Origin of the sequence: Arthrobacter sp. WCS2018Hpa-7, from assembly GCF_031843805.1 — a bacterium.
Classification (GTDB): domain Bacteria; phylum Actinomycetota; class Actinomycetes; order Actinomycetales; family Micrococcaceae; genus Arthrobacter.
In genome coordinates this window covers 135,319-151,418 of the sequence record NZ_JAVTJB010000009.1, presented here as the reverse complement: position 1 = coordinate 151,418, position 16,100 = coordinate 135,319, and the positions used below count along the sequence as shown (strand labels likewise).

Here is a 16,100-nt window from a genome sequence, read left to right as displayed (position 1 = left end):
GACGATGGAAGTTGTCATTCTCCCTGGCACCAAGCAGATCGGTGCGCTTGCAGCCGATGCCATTGAAGCATTGGTCCGCCGCAAGCCGAATGCTGTGCTGGGCCTGGCTACGGGGTCCTCGCCGCTGCCTGTCTATGACGAACTCGCACGCCGCTACGATGCCGGGGGGCTGGACTTCAGCCAGGCGCACGGTTTCGCGTTGGACGAGTATGTGGGCCTTGAGGCCGGACATCCGGAGTCCTATCGCGAGGTGATCCGGCGCGAATTCACCAATCGGGTGAACATCAAACCGGAGAATGTGCACGGCCCGGACGGCGCCGCCAAGGATCTGGAGTCAGCCTGCCAGGACTACGAGGATGCCATCAAGGCAGTAGGGGGCGTGGACCTCCAGATCCTGGGGGTGGGCACTGACGGGCACATCGGTTTCAACGAGCCCGGATCATCCCTGGCGTCCAGGACGCGGATCAAAACACTGATCGAGCAGACCCGGAAGGACAACGCCCGCTTCTTCGACAGCATCGATGATGTTCCCCATCATGTGGTGACCCAGGGGCTGGGGACCATCATGGATGCCCGTCATGTGGTGCTTGTCGCAACAGGTGCCCAAAAGGCGCAGGCGGTGCGCGATTTCGTGGAGGGACCCGTGGCCGCGATTTGTGCTGCATCAATCCTCCAGATGCACCCCCACGCAACAATCCTGGTGGATGAAGCAGCCGCGTCATCGCTGAAACTGGCTGATTACTATCGGCACACGTACGACAACAAGCCGGAGTGGCAGGGCATCTAGACGGTAAGATGTTTGGCATGACTACGCTTCCTCCGGATCCATTCGAAAACGACCCCATGCGCGAGCTTTCCGGAGCCGGAACGTCCACTGCCACCATTGAGCGCGAGGAAACGCGCCAGGAAGTGGAACCCGGCGACCGCGAGCGTTTTTCCCACTATGTCCGCAAGGAAAAGATCATGGAGTCGGCGTTGACCGGCGAGCCGGTCATTGCCTTGTGCGGCAAGGTTTGGACGCCCGGACGCGACCCCCAGAAGTTCCCGGTCTGCCCGGAGTGCAAGGAGATCTATGAAGGTCTCCGCCCCGGCAACGACGGTGGAAAAAACGGCGGCCCGGGCAACTCCAAGTAGTGGGTGGGAAGAGAACACAGGTCCCTTCTGATCGTTACCGTTTTGTCCTCCAGTCCGGCGGTCACGCCGGGCTGGAGGTAATGGTCGTTGCCATCAGGCCGGGGGAGTCAGCATGACAGAAACACTTTTTGGTGGACCATCCCTGCCTCCGGCGTACCCGGAACGGGCTGCGTGGGGAACTGCGCCCAAGCTCCGTGCCTGGCAGCAGGAGGCCCTTGACCTCTACATGACCCGCAACCCGAAGGACTTCCTGGCCGTGGCGACGCCCGGCGCCGGTAAGACCACCTTTGCGCTGCGCATTGCCACCACACTGCTGGACAGCGGCGTGGTCAACCGGATCACGATCGTTGCTCCGACCGACCACCTGAAGCGGCAGTGGGCTGATGCCGCAGCCAAGGTGGGCATCGCGATCGATCCCAACTTCAAGAACTCCGACGGCCAGCACGGCCGTGGTTTTGTGGGCGTCGCTGTGACGTACGCACAGGTGGCGAGCAAGCCGATGCTGCACCGCGCCAAGACTGAAGCGGCGCGCACGTTGGTCATCCTGGATGAAATCCACCACGGCGGTGAAGCGCTCTCTTGGGGCGATGGCCTGCGCGAGGCATTTGATCCGGCCGCGAGGCGCCTGTCACTGACTGGTACTCCGTTCCGCTCGGATACCTCTCCCATTCCGTTTGTTGAATACGCTGAGGACCGGGACGGCATCCGGCGTTCCAAAGCCGATTACACCTACGGTTACGGCAATGCGCTGCGGGACCACGTGGTCCGCCCCGTGCTCTTCATGGCTTATTCAGGCCAGATGCGGTGGCGAACAAGTGCAGGTGACGAAATGGCTGCCTCGCTGGGCGAAGCTGCCGTCACCAAGGACATCACCTCCCAGGCGTGGCGCACGGCGTTGAACCCCACCGGAGAGTGGATCCCTGCCGTGCTCGCCGCGGCGGACAAGCGCCTCAGCGAGGTCAGGCGGACGGTGCCGGACGCCGGTGGCCTGGTCATTGCCACGGACCACGACGACGCCCGTGCCTATGCGGGCCAACTTAAGAAGATCACGGGCCAGTCGCCCACGGTGATCCTTTCGGACGACTCCAAGGCCTCGAGCAAGATCGAGGAGTTCTCCGCGGGTGAACAGCGCTGGATGGTTGCCGTCCGGATGGTGTCCGAAGGTGTTGACGTGCCGCGCCTTTCTGTCGGCGTCTATGCCACTTCCACCTCCACGCCATTGTTCTTCGCCCAGGCCGTGGGACGTTTTGTGCGTGCCCGCAAGAGGGGCGAGACGGCGTCGGTCTTCCTGCCGTCCGTGCCCCCGCTGATGATCCTCGCCAACACCATGGAGGCAGAGCGTGACCACGCTTTGGACCGCCCGGAGAAGGACGAGGACGGTCTTTTCAATCCTGAAGGGAACCTCATGGCCGAGGCCAACCGGGAGGACAAAGCCTCGGACGAGCTCACCAAGGGCAAGTTCGAAGCACTGGACTCCCAAGCTTCGTTTGACCGCGTCCTCTTTGATGGTGGCGAGTTCGGCACGGGAGCGGACATCGGTTCCGATGATGAACTGGACTTCCTGGGCATTCCAGGGCTCCTCGACGCCGAGCAAGTAGGAACACTGCTGCGTCAACGCCAGCACGATCAGCAGTCGCGCAAGAAACGCCAGTCACCGCTGGCGGCTGCAGCCGCACCCGCTGTGCCTGACCACCGGATGCTCATGGATCTCCGGAACGAGCTGGCCAAGAACGTCGCTGCCTGGGCTGCCCGAACCGGCACCCCGCACGGAGTAGTGCACACCAAACTTCGTGAAGTGTGTGGCGGCCCTGCTGTGGCACAGGCCAATGAGGAGCAACTGCAGGCCCGCCTGCGCAAGCTCCAGGACTGGTTCATCGGCAGGAAGTAGCGAGACCATCATCTGCAGAAAAGCCAGGGGGCGCCGCGTTTGCGGCGCCCCCTGGCTTTTCTGCTGTAACGCTGTTCAGCTTCAGTCGCGTTCGACGTCGACGCCGGCTGCTTCCATTTCGTCGAGCGCATCGGTGAAGTCGTCGGCAATTCCGGCGGTAAGCCCAGCGATGACGGTGGTGTTGTAGCCGGCCTGCACGGCATCGAGCGCCGTTGACTTGACGCAGTAGTCGGTGGCGAGGCCCACCACTACGACGTCCTCGACGTCGTGGCTTTGCAGCCAGTCATCGAGGCCAATGGCATCCTGGTCGAAGACTTCGGCAACGGTGGCCCCGGCCTTCAGGTCTCCCGTAGGAACGTCGTCTTCGGGGGCGAGGACACCTTCAAAACCGGAGTAGGCCGCTGTGTACTGGCCCTTGCGGAAATAGGCCTGGATGTACTCGGGGTCAAGGTCTTCGTGAAGCTCCGCGCCTTTGGTCCGGGCGCGGCAGTGCGGAGGCCAGGAATCCACCATGTCGGGTTCATCGGAGAAGTGGTCGCCCGGTTCGATGTGCCAATCCTGGGTGGCCACGATGTGGTCGAAGTGCTGCTGGTTGGCGTCCACATATTCGGTGATGGCTCCGGCGACGGCGGCGCCACCTTCGACGGCCAGGGTGCCGCCCTCGCAGAAGTCGTTCTGGACATCGACGATGATCAGGGCGCGGGACATCAGTTCTCCTCGTAAACGGTGGGGATGGCAGCCTCGCCGCGCTGGAGGCGGTTGACGACGGCGGGCAGCTCGGCCATGGTGGCCGAGTGCCTTTCCTTGGCGCGAATGACGCCTTCCGGGCCGGTCCAGCCCGGGAGTACCTCGCCGTTCTTGACGAATTGGTGAAGCAGCACGCGGTCGTTGCCGTCATCTTCGGGACGGTGGCCGATGCCCACGACTTCCTGGGTGGCGCGCCCGCGCTCATTGAGCTTGCGGAGGGCGTATTTGCGTCCGCCCACGCTGGCCTTGTTTTTGGCGGCCTTGGCCACGGAGATGAATTCACCGGAATCGTTGGTGCGGCTGACCAGCTTGTAAACCATGCTGGCAGTGGGGGCGCCGGAGCCTGTCACCAACGACGTGCCCACCCCGTAGGAGTCCACTGGAGCGGACTGCAGGGCGGCAATGGCGAACTCGTCGAGGTCCGAGGTCACCACAATCCTGGTGTTGACGTTGCCGAGGTCATCGAGCAACTGCCGTACCCATTGGGCCTGTGCAATCAGGTCGCCCGAATCCAGGCGTACCGCACCGAGTTTGTCACCGGCCAGTTCCACCGCAGTGCGCACCGCTGTCTCGACGTCATAGGTATCAACCAGCAGCGATGTCCCTGGTCCAAAAGTCGCGATCTGCGCTTCGAAGGCCTCCCGCTCGGTGTCATGAAGGAGGGTGAAAGAGTGGGCCGCGGTGCCCACGGTCTTGATGCCGTAACGTCGTCCGGCCTCCAGGTTGGAGGTGCTGGCGAAGCCGGCTATCACCGCGGCGCGGGCGGCCGCCGTCGCCGATTCTTCCTGGGTCCGCCGGGAGCCCATCTCGATGCAGGGGCGGGTGCCCGCGGCAGAGGTCATGCGCGAAGCGGCGGATGCAATGGCGCTGTCGTAGTTGAGGACAGAGAGGATGTAGGTCTCCAGGATGCAGGCTTCTGCGAAGGTGGATTCCACGATCAGGATGGGGGAGTTGGGGAAATAGGCGTCGCCTTCGGCATAGCCCCAGATGTCTCCGCTGAACTTGTAGTCGGCCAGGTAGTCCAGGGTTTCCTGGTTGACCACCTTGTTCTGCTCAAGGAATGCGAGCTCGGCGTCGCCGAAGCGGAAGTCGGCGATCCCCTCCAGCAGGCGGCCGGTACCGCCCACCACGCCATAGCGCCGCCCGTCCGGCAGCCGCCGGGCGAAGGCTTCAAACACCGAACGTCGATGCGCGGCGCCTGAATGCAAAGCGGCCTGAAGCATCGTCAGTTCGTAGTGGTCTGTGTACAAGGAAGTTGCGGGATGGTCCCAGGACGCGGCTCTACTCACGAATTCACTCTAGTGCGAGCCGCCATAGAATGGACAGATGAGCCCTAGCGTTGCGTATGGCACGGACATCGATGAGCGGACCAAAGCTGCAGAGCAGTCCGCCACCGATGTCCTGACAGCCCCTGATATCCCGTGGAACCTTGTGATCTGGAATGATCCCGTGAATCTGATGAGCTACGTGAGCTTTGTTTTCCAGAGTTACTTCGGCTATTCCGAGTCCAAAGCCCACAAGCTCATGATGGAGGTCCACAAAAAGGGCCGGTCCATCGTGGCCCACGGCAGCAAGGAACAAGTGGAGCAGCACGCGGTGGCCATGCACGGGTTTGGCCTGTGGGCCACCGTCGAAAAGGCCGCGAGCGGCAACGAGACACCTGGAAAGGGCGGCCGCCAGCGTGGCTAAGGCATTCAAGTACGGACTCAAGGGCATCACCGGCTACCTCGAGCCCGCCGAGCGCGACCTCCTGCGCGGATTGCTGGACGACGTCATTTCCATGCTGGAGCAGGACGTGCGGGAGAATGAGGACCCGTTGGCGGCGCTCATCGGCCTGGACATGGACGTCAAGCAGCCCAGCGACCGCGCCCTGTTGCGGCTTCTGCCCAACGTCATGAAGGACGACGACGGCGGCTCGCTGGAGTTCCGTCAACTCACCGAACGCTCGGTGCGGGAAAACAAGATCGGCGCCCTCAGGGCTGCGGCCATGGGGCTCGACAAAGACGAGCTGATCCTGACGCCGGAAGACGCCACCCGCTGGTCCATGGCGCTGAACGATGTCCGCCTGGTCCTGGCCGAGCGCCTGGACATTCGGGACGAAGCGGACGCGGAACATATCCACAGCATGCAGGACTGGAGCCAGGCCGAGGACGTGGAGAGCTACTTGGCACTGGTTTACAACTTCACTACGTGGCTGCAGGAGTCCCTGGTGCAGGCCATGATGGCCGCAAGGCAGGCGAAATCCTGATCCGGACGGCCGGGCCGTGCTCCCGCCTTGTGACACATCAGACACGAGGCGGAGGCCACAGGTAATGGCCGCACACCAAGGGAAGCCTTATTCTCGAATAATTATGACTTCAGCATCGGGTTCACCAAGCGGCACCCTGGGCTCTGACGCCCCCATCAGCACGGGGGAACTTGTCGGGACGCGCCCGATCGGCATTTTCGACTCCGGAGTGGGCGGCTTGACTGTAGCGCGTTCCATCATCGATCAGCTCCCCAATGAATCAATCCTGTACGTCGGTGACACCGCCAACGGCCCTTACGGACCGCTTCCCATCGCCGAGGTGCGCGCCAACGCCCTGGGTGTCATGGATGAATTGGTGGACTCGGGCGTGAAGTTGCTGACCATCGCCTGCAATTCGGCGTCGGCGGCTGTGCTCCGGGACGCACGGGAACGTTATACGGCCCGCTACGGCATCCCGGTCATCGAGGTTATCCAGCCTGCAGTGCGGCGGGCTGTTTCTGCTACGCGCTCAGGCCGGATCGGTGTCATCGGAACCTCGGCCACCGTGGGATCGCGTGCCTATGAGGACACCTTTGCTGCTGCCCCGGACCTCACCATCACGTCCGTGGCATGCCCGGCGTTCGTGAACTTTGTGGAGGCAGGGATCACCACCGGCCCTGACCTGCTTGCCGCCGCCAACGAATACTTGGAACCGCTCAAGCACGCCGGCGTGGACACCGTGGTTCTGGGTTGTACGCACTACCCGCTGTTGACCGGTGTCATCTCCTTCGTGATGGGTGAGGATGTCACGTTGGTTTCCAGCGCGGAGGAGACCGCCAAGGACGTATACCGTGCCTTGGCCACCCATGGCATCCAACGGACGGAGTCCACTACGCCGAGCCACGAGTTCATTGCCACCGGTGATGCCGCACAATTCGAGACTCTCGCCCGCCGCTTCCTGGGGCCGGAAGTTCTTTCCGTGAAGCATGTGGACCATGTGGCGGCGCAGTACCCCACAGGCAGCCTGGCCCGCATCACGCCCGAGATGTTGGAAGCAGCACGGTCAGGAACCGGGTTCTCCCGACGCTCATATTTCGTACAGCCGGACCGTGGCCTGAGCGGCAGTGCGGGCACAACCCTGGGGCGTGGACTGTGAAGCTGACCATAGTGGGCTGCACCGGTTCCTTCCCCGGTCCCGGCTCGCCGGCGTCGTGCTATTTGGTGACGGCGCACGACGGCGAACGCGAGTGGAAGATCGTCATGGACCTCGGCAGTGGAGCACTGGGAGCGATCCAGCGCTACACCGATCTTGAAGACATCGACGCGATATTCCTCACCCACCTTCATCCGGACCATTGCATGGACCTCTGCGGACTCCACGTGGCTGTCAGATGGAAGCCCGGCGGATGGGGACGGGACCGGTTGCCGGTGTGGGGGCCTGCTGCCACAGCGGACCGGATGGCGACGGCCTATGGCCTGGACCTGGATCCCGGCATGCACGAGGAATTCGACTTCACCCACTGGGCCGAGCGCCGGCCCGTCACTGTGGGTCCTTTCACCGTGACGCCGTATGCCGTCAACCACCCGGTTGAAGAGGCGTACGCGCTGCGCGTGACGGCCACCGAACCTGGCAAGGACGGCGTCCCAGTGACCAAAATCCTGACGTACTCCGGTGACACCGACTCGTGCCAGGGGCTTGAAGATGCAGCCAAGGGCTCGGATCTGTTCCTGTGTGAGGCAGCGTTCGAGGAAGGCCGGGACGACGACATCAAAGACGTCCACCTCACCGGCAAGCGGGCAGGCGAGGCAGCAACGAACGCTTCTGCAAGGAGGCTGCTTCTCACCCATATTCCTGTGTGGACGTCCCAAACCAAAGTGCTGTCAGAAGCAAAACCGGTGTTTGCCGGTGACGTCGCCGTCGCCGTCGCCGGAGTCCACTACACGATCTAGCACCTTGCCGACGTCGGGAGGTGCGCCGGGCTTGGCTAAGCTTGAACCATGACTTCTGAAGCTACATCCACACCCGTCATCCGCGCCGATGGCCGGACACCTGACCAACTGCGTCCCATCAGCATCACCCGCGGCTGGTCAAAGCAGGCCGAAGGTTCGGCATTGATCGAGTTCGGCAATACGCGGGTCCTGTGCACAGCTTCGCTGACCGAGGGCGTGCCGCGTTGGCTCAAGGGCGAAGGCCGCGGCTGGGTCACCGCAGAGTACGCCATGCTTCCCCGTGCCACGAACACCCGCTCGGACCGTGAGTCCGTCAAGGGCAAGATCGGCGGACGCACCCATGAGATTTCACGCCTGATCGGCCGTTCCCTGCGCTCCATCATTGATACCAAGGCGCTCGGCGAGAACACGATCGTCCTGGACTGCGACGTCCTGCAGGCCGACGGCGGCACCCGCACCGCTGCGATCACCGGCGCCTATGTGGCCCTGGCAGAAGCCATCCGTTTCGCCCGCGAGAACAAGCTCATCGCCCGCAACGCCGAGCCGCTGGTGGACACTATCGCAGCCGTGTCCGTAGGGATCATCGACGGCGTACCCATGCTTGACCTGCCCTATGTGGAGGATGTCCGCGCTGAGACTGACATGAACGTGGTGGTGACCGGATCAGGGAAGTTCGTTGAAGTCCAGGGCACGGCTGAAGGCGCCCCCTTCGACCGCGATGAACTCAACGCACTGCTGGACCTCGCCTTGCTGGGCACCACGCAGTTGTCCGCCATCCAGCGCGAAACCCTGGCTGAGGCCCCGTGAGCGGCACTGTGCCAACTCAAGCGCCCCGCCTTGTCCTGGCCACGCACAACAAGGGCAAGCTGAGGGAACTCCGCGAACTGCTCCGGGGCCAGGTTCCAGGGCTCGACGTCGATACCCAGGTGGTGGACGCCGCTGCGGCAGGTGCCCCGGATGTTGCGGAAACCGGTGTCACGTTTGCCGAGAACTCACTCCTCAAAGCCCGGGCCGTAGCGGAGGCGACAGGCTTGATAGCCATAGCCGATGATTCCGGGCTGGCCGTTGATGTCCTGGGCGGAGCTCCCGGAATCTTCTCTGCCCGATGGTCCGGAACCCACGGTGACGATGCCGCCAACCTGAACCTGCTCCTGGCCCAGCTCTCCGATGTTCCGGACGCGTTCCGCGGAGCAGCGTTCGTCTGTGCTGCCGCATTGGCCGTGCCGGGTCCAGATGGCATCGCCCACGAAACCGTGGAGTATGGCCAGCTTGAGGGGACGCTCCTGCGTGAACCTCGCGGAGAAGGCGGCTTCGGCTACGACCCCGTGCTGCAGCCTGCCGGGATGGACCGCAGTTGTGCGGAGCTGAGCCCGGAGGAGAAAAACGCCATCAGTCATCGCGGCCAGGCGTTCCGGGCCCTGCTTCCGGGGATCGTCTTGGCATTGTCCGAGTCCGGCTCGAACTAGCTTCTTCGACAAAAAAGGCACCCCGCCATGCGGGGTGCCTTTTTCAGTGCTTGGGCGGTGATCCTCAGTGCTCGCCGTGCTTGCCGCCTTCGTGTTCTTCGATGAATTCCTCCACGGGGTCGGTGCCTGCTGCTGCCGCCTTGCGCTTGGCGACGAAGCCACGGCCGACCTCAATGAAGATCGGGATGACCGAGATCAGGACTATGACGATGAAGATGATGTCGATGTTGTTGCCAACCCACTCGAACTGGCCAAGCCATGCGCCGAGCAGGGTAACGCCGCCGCCCCAGAGGACGGCACCGATGACGTTGAAGAGGAAGAACTTGCGCTTATCCATCTGCGCAACGCCCACGATCACCGGTACGAAAGTGCGGATAATGGGAACGAAGCGCGCCAGGATCAACGCCTTGCCACCATGCTTCTCGAAGAACGCATGGGCGCTCTCCACGTTTTCTTTCTTGAAAAGCCGTGAATCCGGCTTGTTGAAGATGGCCGGTCCGGCCTTCGATCCAATGAGATAACCGGTCTGGTTACCGATGATGGCGGCCACGATGATCATGCCGCACATAGCCCACAGGTTGAATTCGATGGCGCCGGTGGAGACCAGCAGCCCCGCCGTGAACAGCATCGAATCGCCCGGCAGGAAGAAGCCCACCAGGAGGCCTGTTTCAGCGAAAACAATGGCGCAGACCAGGAGGACCACCCACGGTCCCAACGGGGAATCGCGGAGGAAGACGTCGGGGTTCAACCAGTCCGGCAGGAACGAGGCCATGGAAGGCTGAACCGGTCCCGCGCCCCCGAAAGTGGATACGGCAAGGTCGTTTATCGCAGAAAAGATCACCCATCAAGCCTACTTGACGGCCGTCGTCGTGATTTTCGGGGGAGAGCCCTTGACTCCTGCCTCGCTGCTTGTATGGTTAGTTACATGAGTAATGAACCAATGAGGCGGTGGTGCTCATGATCGATGACAGCAGGCCGATCTTCCTTCAGATCGCCGAACTCATTGAGAACGGAATCGTGGACGGCACCATGGCCGAGGAATCCCAGGTGCCCTCCACCAACGAGTTTGCTGCCTTCCATCGCATCAACCCGGCAACTGCTGCCAAGGGCGTCAATGTGCTGGTGGATTCAGGAATTCTGTACAAACGCAGGGGGATAGGGATGTTCGTAGCAACAGGAGCCCGCGCCCAGCTGATAGCGCGCCGCACCGAAGAGTTCGTGGAGCAGTACGTCAAGCCGCTGGCGCTGGAGGCCCGGAAGTTGGGCATTTCGGCGGAGCAGCTGAACACGATGATTGAACGCAGTTCCGGGCTTGCTCCGGAATCCGGGACAGACAAGGAAAGGAGCGCGGCCCTGTGAACGAGACCATCGTCGAGGCCCGTAACCTGATCAAGCATTACAAAGACCTGAACGCACTGGACAACGTCAACCTGAGCCTCTCTGCAAACCGTATCTATGGCTTGCTCGGACGCAACGGCGCGGGCAAGACCACGTTAATGTCCATCCTGACCGCCCAAGCGTTCGCCACATCCGGTGAAGCGCTGGTCTTTGGAGCCAGTGCCTATGAGAACGAGGACGTTCTGTCCCGGATCTGCTTCATCCGGGAGGCACAGAAATATCCGGATGACTTCCAGCCCCGGCACGCCTTCCGATCCGCAGCCCTGTTTTACAAGAACTGGGACCAGGACTTCGCCGACCGGTTGGCCGAGGACTTCCAACTCCCCGTCAAGCGCCGGATCAAGAAGCTCTCGCGCGGCCAGTTGTCCGCCGTCGGGGTCATCATTGGCCTCGCCTCCCGTGCAGAACTGACGTTCTTCGACGAGCCCTACCTGGGGCTCGACGCCGTCGCCCGCCAGCTTTTCTACGACCGCCTGGTGGAGGACTACGCAGAGCACCCGCGCACCATCATCTTGTCCTCGCACCTGATCGATGAGGTAGCGAACCTCCTTGAACACGTAGTGGTGATCGATCGGGGGCGGATCATCATGGACGCCGATGCCGAGGAGATCCGAGGTTCGGCTGTCACCGTTTCAGGTTCTGCGGAAAAGGTGGACGCCTTCCTTGCCGGCAGGAAGACCCTGCACCGCGAAACCCTGGGATCCTTGGCCTCCGTCACGGTGGACGAGGTGCTCAGCAGTCGCGAACGAACCGAAGCCCAGGAGCTTGGCCTCGAACTATCACCGGTTTCATTGCAGCAGTTGGTGGTACGGAAGACCATGGCCGGGGCAGGCGCAGCAGGTCCAGGCAGTGGAGAATTCGCCGATGAGACGATGGAGGCAAGGCGATGAGCAGGACATTGGCAGTTGCCCGGATGCAGCTGATCAACAAGTGGACGTACATCGGATGGCCTCTGACCATCCTGGCGGCATCCTTCCTGATGTCGCTGGCCATCTTCGCACTCATTCCTGTCACCGAGGGGAAAAATGGCGGCGGCAGCCAGGCACCCCTCTGGTACTTCCTGGTCCTTGGAATCCAAAGCATGACCTTGGTGTTTCCGTTCTCCCAAGGACTGAGCATCAGCCGCCGTGCGTTCTACCTGGGAACCCTTGGCCTCTTCTCGCTCATCGCACTGGGGATGACCGTGCTGTACATGCTGGGCGGTGTCCTCGAACGGGCCACCAACGGCTGGGGAGTGTACGGCTACTTCTTCAACATCCCGTGGGTCACCGACGGTCCTTGGTACTCCACCGCTGCGTTCTTCTTTGTGCTGATGATGTTCATGTTCATCATCGGATTCTGGTTCGCCACCATCTTCAAGCGCTGGGGCACTACCGGAACCTTGGTCTCCACTTTGGGGACGGCGATAGCCCTGATCGGCATAGCCGCCCTCACCACCGTCTTTGAAGGATGGGGACACTTTGGAAACTGGATGGTCCAGCAGACTCCGCTCAGCATCAGCGGGTGGGCCGCGCTCCTGTGCGTGGTACTCGCAGCAGGATCCTACACAACTCTGCGCAGGGCCACACCGTAGGCATCGAGATGTCGCGTTGACCACAATGCAGGCCGGAAAGGCCGCCCCACCGAGCAAATCGGCAGGGGCGGCCTTTTCCGGCTGTAACCTTGTCCAGTGGCATTGGACTTTACGGCGATCGACTTTGAAACAGCCAACGGCTTCCGGGGGTCGCCGTGTTCGGTAGGACTCAGCAAAGTCCGCGGTGGAGTTGTGGTGGAGGAAGCGTCCTGGCTGATGCGCCCGCCGGAGAACCACGATCACTTCGAGTTCCACAACACCCGCATCCACGGCATCCGCGCCGAAGACGTTGCAGGCCGGCCGCGGTTCGGCGAACTCTTCCCGGAAATCGGCGCGTTCATAGGTGGCGACGTCCTCGCCGCGCACAACGCAGCTTTCGATCTCGGCGTCATTCGTTCCGGTCTGGAAGTATCGGGCCTTGCCGGACCGGCCTATGACTATGTCTGTACGGTAATGCTGTCCCGACGCTGCTACTCGCTGGTGTCAAACTCCTTACCGTATGCCGCGGAAGAGGCCGGCGTGCCCTTGGTCAACCATCACGATGCCGCCGAGGACGCCCGTGCCTGCGCCGGTATCCTGGTGGACATCGCCCGGCGGAACAATGCCAACAGCATCGCCGAACTCTATCTTTCCCTGGGCCTTAACCTCCCCCAGCAGCCAGCGTTCGATCCCGCGCAGGGCCTCTCCAAAGCGACCCTCTCTGCGCTCGCGGCCAAAACGGGAAGTGCTGCGGAAGGTGCCCTGGAACGAGCCGTTGGCGGCCCCAGCGGATGGTCGGCCTGGCCTGAGGAAGGGCCCAACCCCTTGCCCAATCCCGCAGCGGAGCCGGGGCATCCTCTGTTCGGGCAGACGGTGGTTTTCACGGGTGATCTCGCGATTACGCGGCCGGAAGCCAAATCGCGGGCCGCGGACATGGGAGCCCGCCCCGAAAGCCGGGTGACGGCAAGGACCACCGTGCTCATTGTCGGCGATGGCTTTGTGGCAGGCGACCTACGCGCCGGACGACTCACCGGCAAAGCCAAGCGGGTCCTGGAACTGCACGCCAAGGGCCAGCAGATCGAGGTTGTCTCCGAAGGCGAGTTCCTGCAGATGGTGGGCGGGGCCTGACCCGCAAACGGTCATACTGCGCAACAATGCTTCCCGACGGAAGAGCCACGCTCCTAGCCTTGGGGCATGACCAAGCCCGCATTTCCTCCAGCACCGGTTCGCCAGCAAGCCGATGTTCCTGAGCGTTCCGCACGCCGTGGGGCTGGTTGGCGGGCTGTTTTCGCGTTTCCCAACCCCGTGAACGAATACGCCGCCCGCATCACGGCCGGCCTGGTGGTGGTTCTGGCTGTCGCAACCCTTCTGACCGGCTGGGGCTGGGGTTTGGTGGTTCTTGCCGCCGGCTTCTGGCTCCGCGTCCTGTTTGGTCCCCGGATCTCTCCGCTGGCGCTGCTCTCTGTCAAGGTCCTGGCACCACGGATCGGGCATGCCAAGCTGGTGGCCGGTCCGCCCAAGCGTTTCGCGCAAGGCATCGGCGCCGCGTTGACGAGTGCCGCCGTCGTGCTGTTCTTCATGGGCTACCAGCCGGCCGCGTGGCTCCTTCTGGCGCTGCTGATCGTGGCGGCCTCCCTGGAAGCGTTCGTCGGCTTTTGCCTCGGCTGCGCGATCTTCGGATTCCTGCAGCGCCGTGGCCTTATACCGGCCGATATTTGCGAGGCCTGCAACAACATCACGCTGCGCAGCAGCTAGTACCTGTCAGCCAGTGGTGACGGCGAGGAGCCTGCCCGCCATGCCGCGGATGACCTCGGGCGCTTCCAAAGCCTCAAGCCAGTCGCCCGGGAGGCATTCTTCGCCGTAGAAGGCGCCCAGGATGTTGCCGGCGATCGATCCGGTGGAGTCACTGTCGCCGCTGTGGTTGATGGCGAGGCCGATTGCGTTGCGGAAATGGTCCGCAGGTGAGCTGCCGCTCGTGGCCAAAACGGAGTAGAGCCCGACGGCGAGTGCCTCCTCGGCGATCCAGCCCTCGCCGAGCGCTGCGGTCAGGTCTTCAGGGTTCAGCGCAGTGGACTGCTGTGACAACTGCAAGGCGGCTTCCAGCCTTTCGCCAAGCTCCGGGGCCTTGGTGGGAACACCGTTCACGTAGACGAGTGCCTCGTTGGCAGCGCTGCGGACGTCGTGCCCGGCCACGATGTGATGGATCAGCACACTGAAAGCCGCCGCACTGAGGCGGGCCGACGGGTGCCCATGCGTCAGGGACGCGGCATCGGAGCTCAGCTTGTAGACAGCTTCCCGGGAGATGTGCGGAATCAGTCCGAAGGGAGCCGAGCGCATCACGGTGCCGCATCCCTTGGAATCGGGATTGACGGGGCGCGCAACCGTACCCATCTGACCGGTTGCCAGGCCGCTCAGGCACGCGTTCCCCGGTGCACGGCGGTGCCGGAGCACTTCCTGGGCGTCGATCCACCGGGGCTGGGGTACGGGGGCGGAAGAGGCGACTGCGACGTCCTGGGTGTTGAGCCACCGCAGGTAGGCGAGCCACAGGCAGGCGATCTCGTCCGCTGCCACGCCGTCGTTCGCCCATTCGAGGGCTTCCACCAGGCCGTCAACGGTGTAAAGGGTCATCTGGGTGTCGTCCGAAAAGTGGCTTGCACCCTTGAGCTGTCCAAAGCTGGTCAGTCCGGCAGCACCATAGTGCGCGCGGATCGCGGCGATGGAATCGAACTCCACTGCGTAACCAAGGGAATCGCCCAATGCTCCTCCCAAAAGTGAGCCGTGGACACGGGATTCGAAGGACGGCGCAACGGGGGAGGAAGGTTCAACACTCATGCCAGTAACTTACCGTGCCCGCGAACGCCCGCTGGTATGGTGGGGAAGCTGCCCGGCACCGATGAACCTTGGAGAGACTGCGTGCGTGAACCTGCTTGGCGACGGACCGGCAAGACACCTGATTACAGGTTCTCACTTGCCAACGAACGTACCTTCCTCGCGTGGATCCGCACCTCCTTGGCCCTGCTTGCCGGCGCGGTAGCTGTTGACCAATTGGCTCCCAACATCGCGCCCACCCCCGTTCGACTGGTCCTCTGCGTCTTGTTGGCGCTGGTTGGAGCGGGCCTGGCCGCCTTGTCCTACCGCAGGTGGGGGCAGATGGAAGCGGCCATGCGCAACGACCAAGCACTTCCGTTCTCCCGGGTCATGATGTTCATGACCATCGTGGTGGCTTTGGCAGCCTTCGCCTTCGCGGTGCTGATCCTGGTGGCCCGGTGATTAAGGACATCCTGTGAGTGTGGAAGTCCGCGATCCAGGCCTCCAACCGGAGCGAACAACTCTGGCATGGCGCCGGACCTTGATCTCCTTGGTGGTGGTTGACCTGTTTATTTGGCGGAGTTGGCTGACGTCCGAGCCATCCACTGCCAGCGTCGTCGCCAGGCTCCCGGGACTTGACTACCAAGGGATTTGTGCGCTCATGGCTGCCGCCACCACCATCATCCTGGCCTCGGTGGTGTGGGTTCGCTCACGCCAACTCCAGACCGGAAACAACGCTGCTTCCGCGCGGCTGGTACTGCTCAGCACCGTGGCCGTGATGGGCCTTGCCGGTACGGCGATCGCGGCCATAGCCTTGGGCGGCTAAGCTCAGAGGCAGGATTCAGCAACTGCCCAGACTCGGCTGGCACAATGCTCAAGGGCCTTTGGCTTCCAAACCGGCGGACCAACGCCTTGCAGCCCCGGCAGTAG

At 62.9% G+C, this 16,100-nt stretch carries 20 protein-coding genes; 16 read left to right on the top strand and 4 right to left on the bottom strand.

What is annotated here, in order from left to right; translation table 11 throughout:
* Positions 1 to 4 precede the first annotated feature (4 nt).
* The 3 genes from nagB to RQH14_RS12245 all read left to right on the top strand — a co-directional run bounded on the left by nagB (position 5) and on the right by RQH14_RS12245 (position 3,022).
* A complete protein-coding gene (nagB, locus tag RQH14_RS12255; protein WP_311213492.1) occupies positions 5 to 787 on the top strand; it encodes a glucosamine-6-phosphate deaminase in 783 nt (260 codons plus the stop codon).
* A gap of 8 nt (positions 788 to 795) precedes the next feature.
* Positions 796 to 1,134 carry a DUF3039 domain-containing protein gene (locus tag RQH14_RS12250; protein WP_089595519.1) on the top strand — a complete coding sequence of 113 codons (339 nt, stop codon included), beginning with the start codon at positions 796 to 798 and terminating at the stop codon, positions 1,132 to 1,134.
* Positions 1,135 to 1,246: 112 nt separating this feature from the next.
* Entirely contained in the window at positions 1,247 to 3,022 is a 1,776-nt protein-coding gene (locus RQH14_RS12245) for a DEAD/DEAH box helicase (protein WP_311213491.1), read from the top strand.
* Positions 3,023 to 3,103: 81 nt separating this feature from the next.
* Here RQH14_RS12245 and RQH14_RS12240 read toward each other — a convergent pair whose 3' ends face one another.
* Both RQH14_RS12240 and RQH14_RS12235 read right to left on the bottom strand, forming a co-directional pair.
* Entirely contained in the window at positions 3,104 to 3,730 is a 627-nt protein-coding gene (locus RQH14_RS12240) for an isochorismatase family protein (RefSeq protein ID WP_311213490.1), read from the bottom strand.
* Positions 3,730 to 5,058, bottom strand: a complete 1,329-nt coding sequence (locus RQH14_RS12235) for a nicotinate phosphoribosyltransferase (RefSeq protein WP_311213489.1) — start codon at positions 5,056 to 5,058, stop codon at positions 3,730 to 3,732. The genes RQH14_RS12240 and RQH14_RS12235 overlap by 1 nt, the downstream gene beginning before the upstream one ends.
* 37 nt (positions 5,059 to 5,095) lie before the next feature.
* Between RQH14_RS12235 and clpS the strand changes: the two genes are divergently transcribed.
* The 6 genes from clpS to rdgB all read left to right on the top strand — a co-directional run bounded on the left by clpS (position 5,096) and on the right by rdgB (position 9,412).
* A complete protein-coding gene (gene clpS, locus RQH14_RS12230; RefSeq protein WP_026540162.1) occupies positions 5,096 to 5,458 on the top strand; it encodes an ATP-dependent Clp protease adapter ClpS in 363 nt (120 codons plus the stop codon).
* A complete protein-coding gene (locus RQH14_RS12225) occupies positions 5,451 to 6,017 on the top strand; it encodes a DUF2017 domain-containing protein (RefSeq protein ID WP_311213488.1) in 567 nt (188 codons plus the stop codon). The genes clpS and RQH14_RS12225 overlap by 8 nt, the downstream gene beginning before the upstream one ends.
* 103 nt (positions 6,018 to 6,120) lie before the next feature.
* A complete protein-coding gene (gene murI / locus RQH14_RS12220) occupies positions 6,121 to 7,152 on the top strand; it encodes a glutamate racemase (RefSeq protein WP_396136299.1) in 1,032 nt (343 codons plus the stop codon).
* Positions 7,149 to 7,946 (top strand): MBL fold metallo-hydrolase, encoded by a 798-nt coding sequence (locus tag RQH14_RS12215; protein ID WP_311213486.1) that lies wholly within the window; start codon positions 7,149 to 7,151, stop codon positions 7,944 to 7,946. The genes murI and RQH14_RS12215 overlap by 4 nt, the downstream gene beginning before the upstream one ends.
* Before the next feature lie 48 nt (positions 7,947 to 7,994).
* Complete coding sequence (rph, locus tag RQH14_RS12210; protein WP_311213485.1) at positions 7,995 to 8,753, top strand: ribonuclease PH; 759 nt, start codon at positions 7,995 to 7,997, stop codon at positions 8,751 to 8,753.
* Positions 8,750 to 9,412 (top strand): RdgB/HAM1 family non-canonical purine NTP pyrophosphatase, encoded by a 663-nt coding sequence (rdgB, locus tag RQH14_RS12205; RefSeq protein WP_311213484.1) that lies wholly within the window; start codon positions 8,750 to 8,752, stop codon positions 9,410 to 9,412. Before rph ends, rdgB begins: the two co-directional genes overlap by 4 nt.
* 64 nt (positions 9,413 to 9,476) lie before the next feature.
* Here rdgB and RQH14_RS12200 read toward each other — a convergent pair whose 3' ends face one another.
* Positions 9,477 to 10,238, bottom strand: coding sequence for a VTT domain-containing protein (locus RQH14_RS12200; RefSeq protein WP_311213509.1), 762 nt, complete (start codon positions 10,236 to 10,238; stop codon positions 9,477 to 9,479).
* Positions 10,239 to 10,369: 131 nt separating this feature from the next.
* On the opposite strand from RQH14_RS12200, the gene RQH14_RS12195 reads away from it, so the two are divergent.
* The 5 genes from RQH14_RS12195 (at position 10,370) to RQH14_RS12175 (ending at position 14,117) form a co-directional block, all read left to right on the top strand.
* Positions 10,370 to 10,771, top strand: a complete 402-nt coding sequence (locus tag RQH14_RS12195; protein ID WP_311213483.1) for a GntR family transcriptional regulator — start codon at positions 10,370 to 10,372, stop codon at positions 10,769 to 10,771.
* Positions 10,768 to 11,700, top strand: a complete 933-nt coding sequence (locus tag RQH14_RS12190; RefSeq protein WP_311213482.1) for an ABC transporter ATP-binding protein — start codon at positions 10,768 to 10,770, stop codon at positions 11,698 to 11,700. Before RQH14_RS12195 ends, RQH14_RS12190 begins: the two co-directional genes overlap by 4 nt.
* Positions 11,697 to 12,383, top strand: a complete 687-nt coding sequence (locus RQH14_RS12185; RefSeq protein WP_311213481.1) for a hypothetical protein — start codon at positions 11,697 to 11,699, stop codon at positions 12,381 to 12,383. The genes RQH14_RS12190 and RQH14_RS12185 overlap by 4 nt, the downstream gene beginning before the upstream one ends.
* Before the next feature lie 96 nt (positions 12,384 to 12,479).
* Positions 12,480 to 13,490 (top strand): exonuclease domain-containing protein, encoded by a 1,011-nt coding sequence (locus RQH14_RS12180; protein WP_089595510.1) that lies wholly within the window; start codon positions 12,480 to 12,482, stop codon positions 13,488 to 13,490.
* 66 nt (positions 13,491 to 13,556) lie between these two features.
* Positions 13,557 to 14,117 carry a DUF4395 domain-containing protein gene (locus RQH14_RS12175; protein WP_311213480.1) on the top strand — a complete coding sequence of 187 codons (561 nt, stop codon included), beginning with the start codon at positions 13,557 to 13,559 and terminating at the stop codon, positions 14,115 to 14,117.
* Between the two features lie 6 nt (positions 14,118 to 14,123).
* On the opposite strand, the gene RQH14_RS12170 is transcribed toward RQH14_RS12175, so the two are convergent.
* Positions 14,124 to 15,194 (bottom strand): ADP-ribosylglycohydrolase family protein, encoded by a 1,071-nt coding sequence (locus tag RQH14_RS12170; protein WP_311213479.1) that lies wholly within the window; start codon positions 15,192 to 15,194, stop codon positions 14,124 to 14,126.
* Between the two features lie 81 nt (positions 15,195 to 15,275).
* Here RQH14_RS12170 and RQH14_RS12165 point away from each other — a divergent pair, with 81 nt between their 5' ends.
* Positions 15,276 to 15,632 (top strand): YidH family protein, encoded by a 357-nt coding sequence (locus RQH14_RS12165; protein ID WP_207593876.1) that lies wholly within the window; start codon positions 15,276 to 15,278, stop codon positions 15,630 to 15,632.
* A gap of 13 nt (positions 15,633 to 15,645) precedes the next feature.
* Positions 15,646 to 15,996: a DUF202 domain-containing protein gene (locus RQH14_RS12160; RefSeq protein WP_311213478.1), complete on the top strand. Its 351-nt coding sequence runs from the start codon at positions 15,646 to 15,648 to the stop codon at positions 15,994 to 15,996.
* The last annotated feature ends 104 nt before the right edge of the window (positions 15,997 to 16,100 follow it).

Coding starts and splice junctions, on each gene's coding strand:
- RQH14_RS12170 (WP_311213479.1), bottom strand. CDS start 15,194: ATGAGTGTTGAACCTTCCTCCCCCGTTGCGCCGTCCTTCGAATCCCGT.
- RQH14_RS12245 (WP_311213491.1), top strand. CDS start 1,247: ATGACAGAAACACTTTTTGGTGGACCATCCCTGCCTCCGGCGTACCCG.
- RQH14_RS12250 (WP_089595519.1), top strand. CDS start 796: ATGTTTGGCATGACTACGCTTCCTCCGGATCCATTCGAAAACGACCCC.
- murI (WP_396136299.1), top strand. CDS start 6,121: ATGACTTCAGCATCGGGTTCACCAAGCGGCACCCTGGGCTCTGACGCC.
- RQH14_RS12185 (WP_311213481.1), top strand. CDS start 11,697: ATGAGCAGGACATTGGCAGTTGCCCGGATGCAGCTGATCAACAAGTGG.
- RQH14_RS12175 (WP_311213480.1), top strand. CDS start 13,557: ATGACCAAGCCCGCATTTCCTCCAGCACCGGTTCGCCAGCAAGCCGAT.
- RQH14_RS12195 (WP_311213483.1), top strand. CDS start 10,370: ATGATCGATGACAGCAGGCCGATCTTCCTTCAGATCGCCGAACTCATT.
- RQH14_RS12240 (WP_311213490.1), bottom strand. CDS start 3,730: ATGTCCCGCGCCCTGATCATCGTCGATGTCCAGAACGACTTCTGCGAG.
- nagB (WP_311213492.1), top strand. CDS start 5: ATGGAAGTTGTCATTCTCCCTGGCACCAAGCAGATCGGTGCGCTTGCA.
- rph (WP_311213485.1), top strand. CDS start 7,995: ATGACTTCTGAAGCTACATCCACACCCGTCATCCGCGCCGATGGCCGG.
- clpS (WP_026540162.1), top strand. CDS start 5,096: ATGAGCCCTAGCGTTGCGTATGGCACGGACATCGATGAGCGGACCAAA.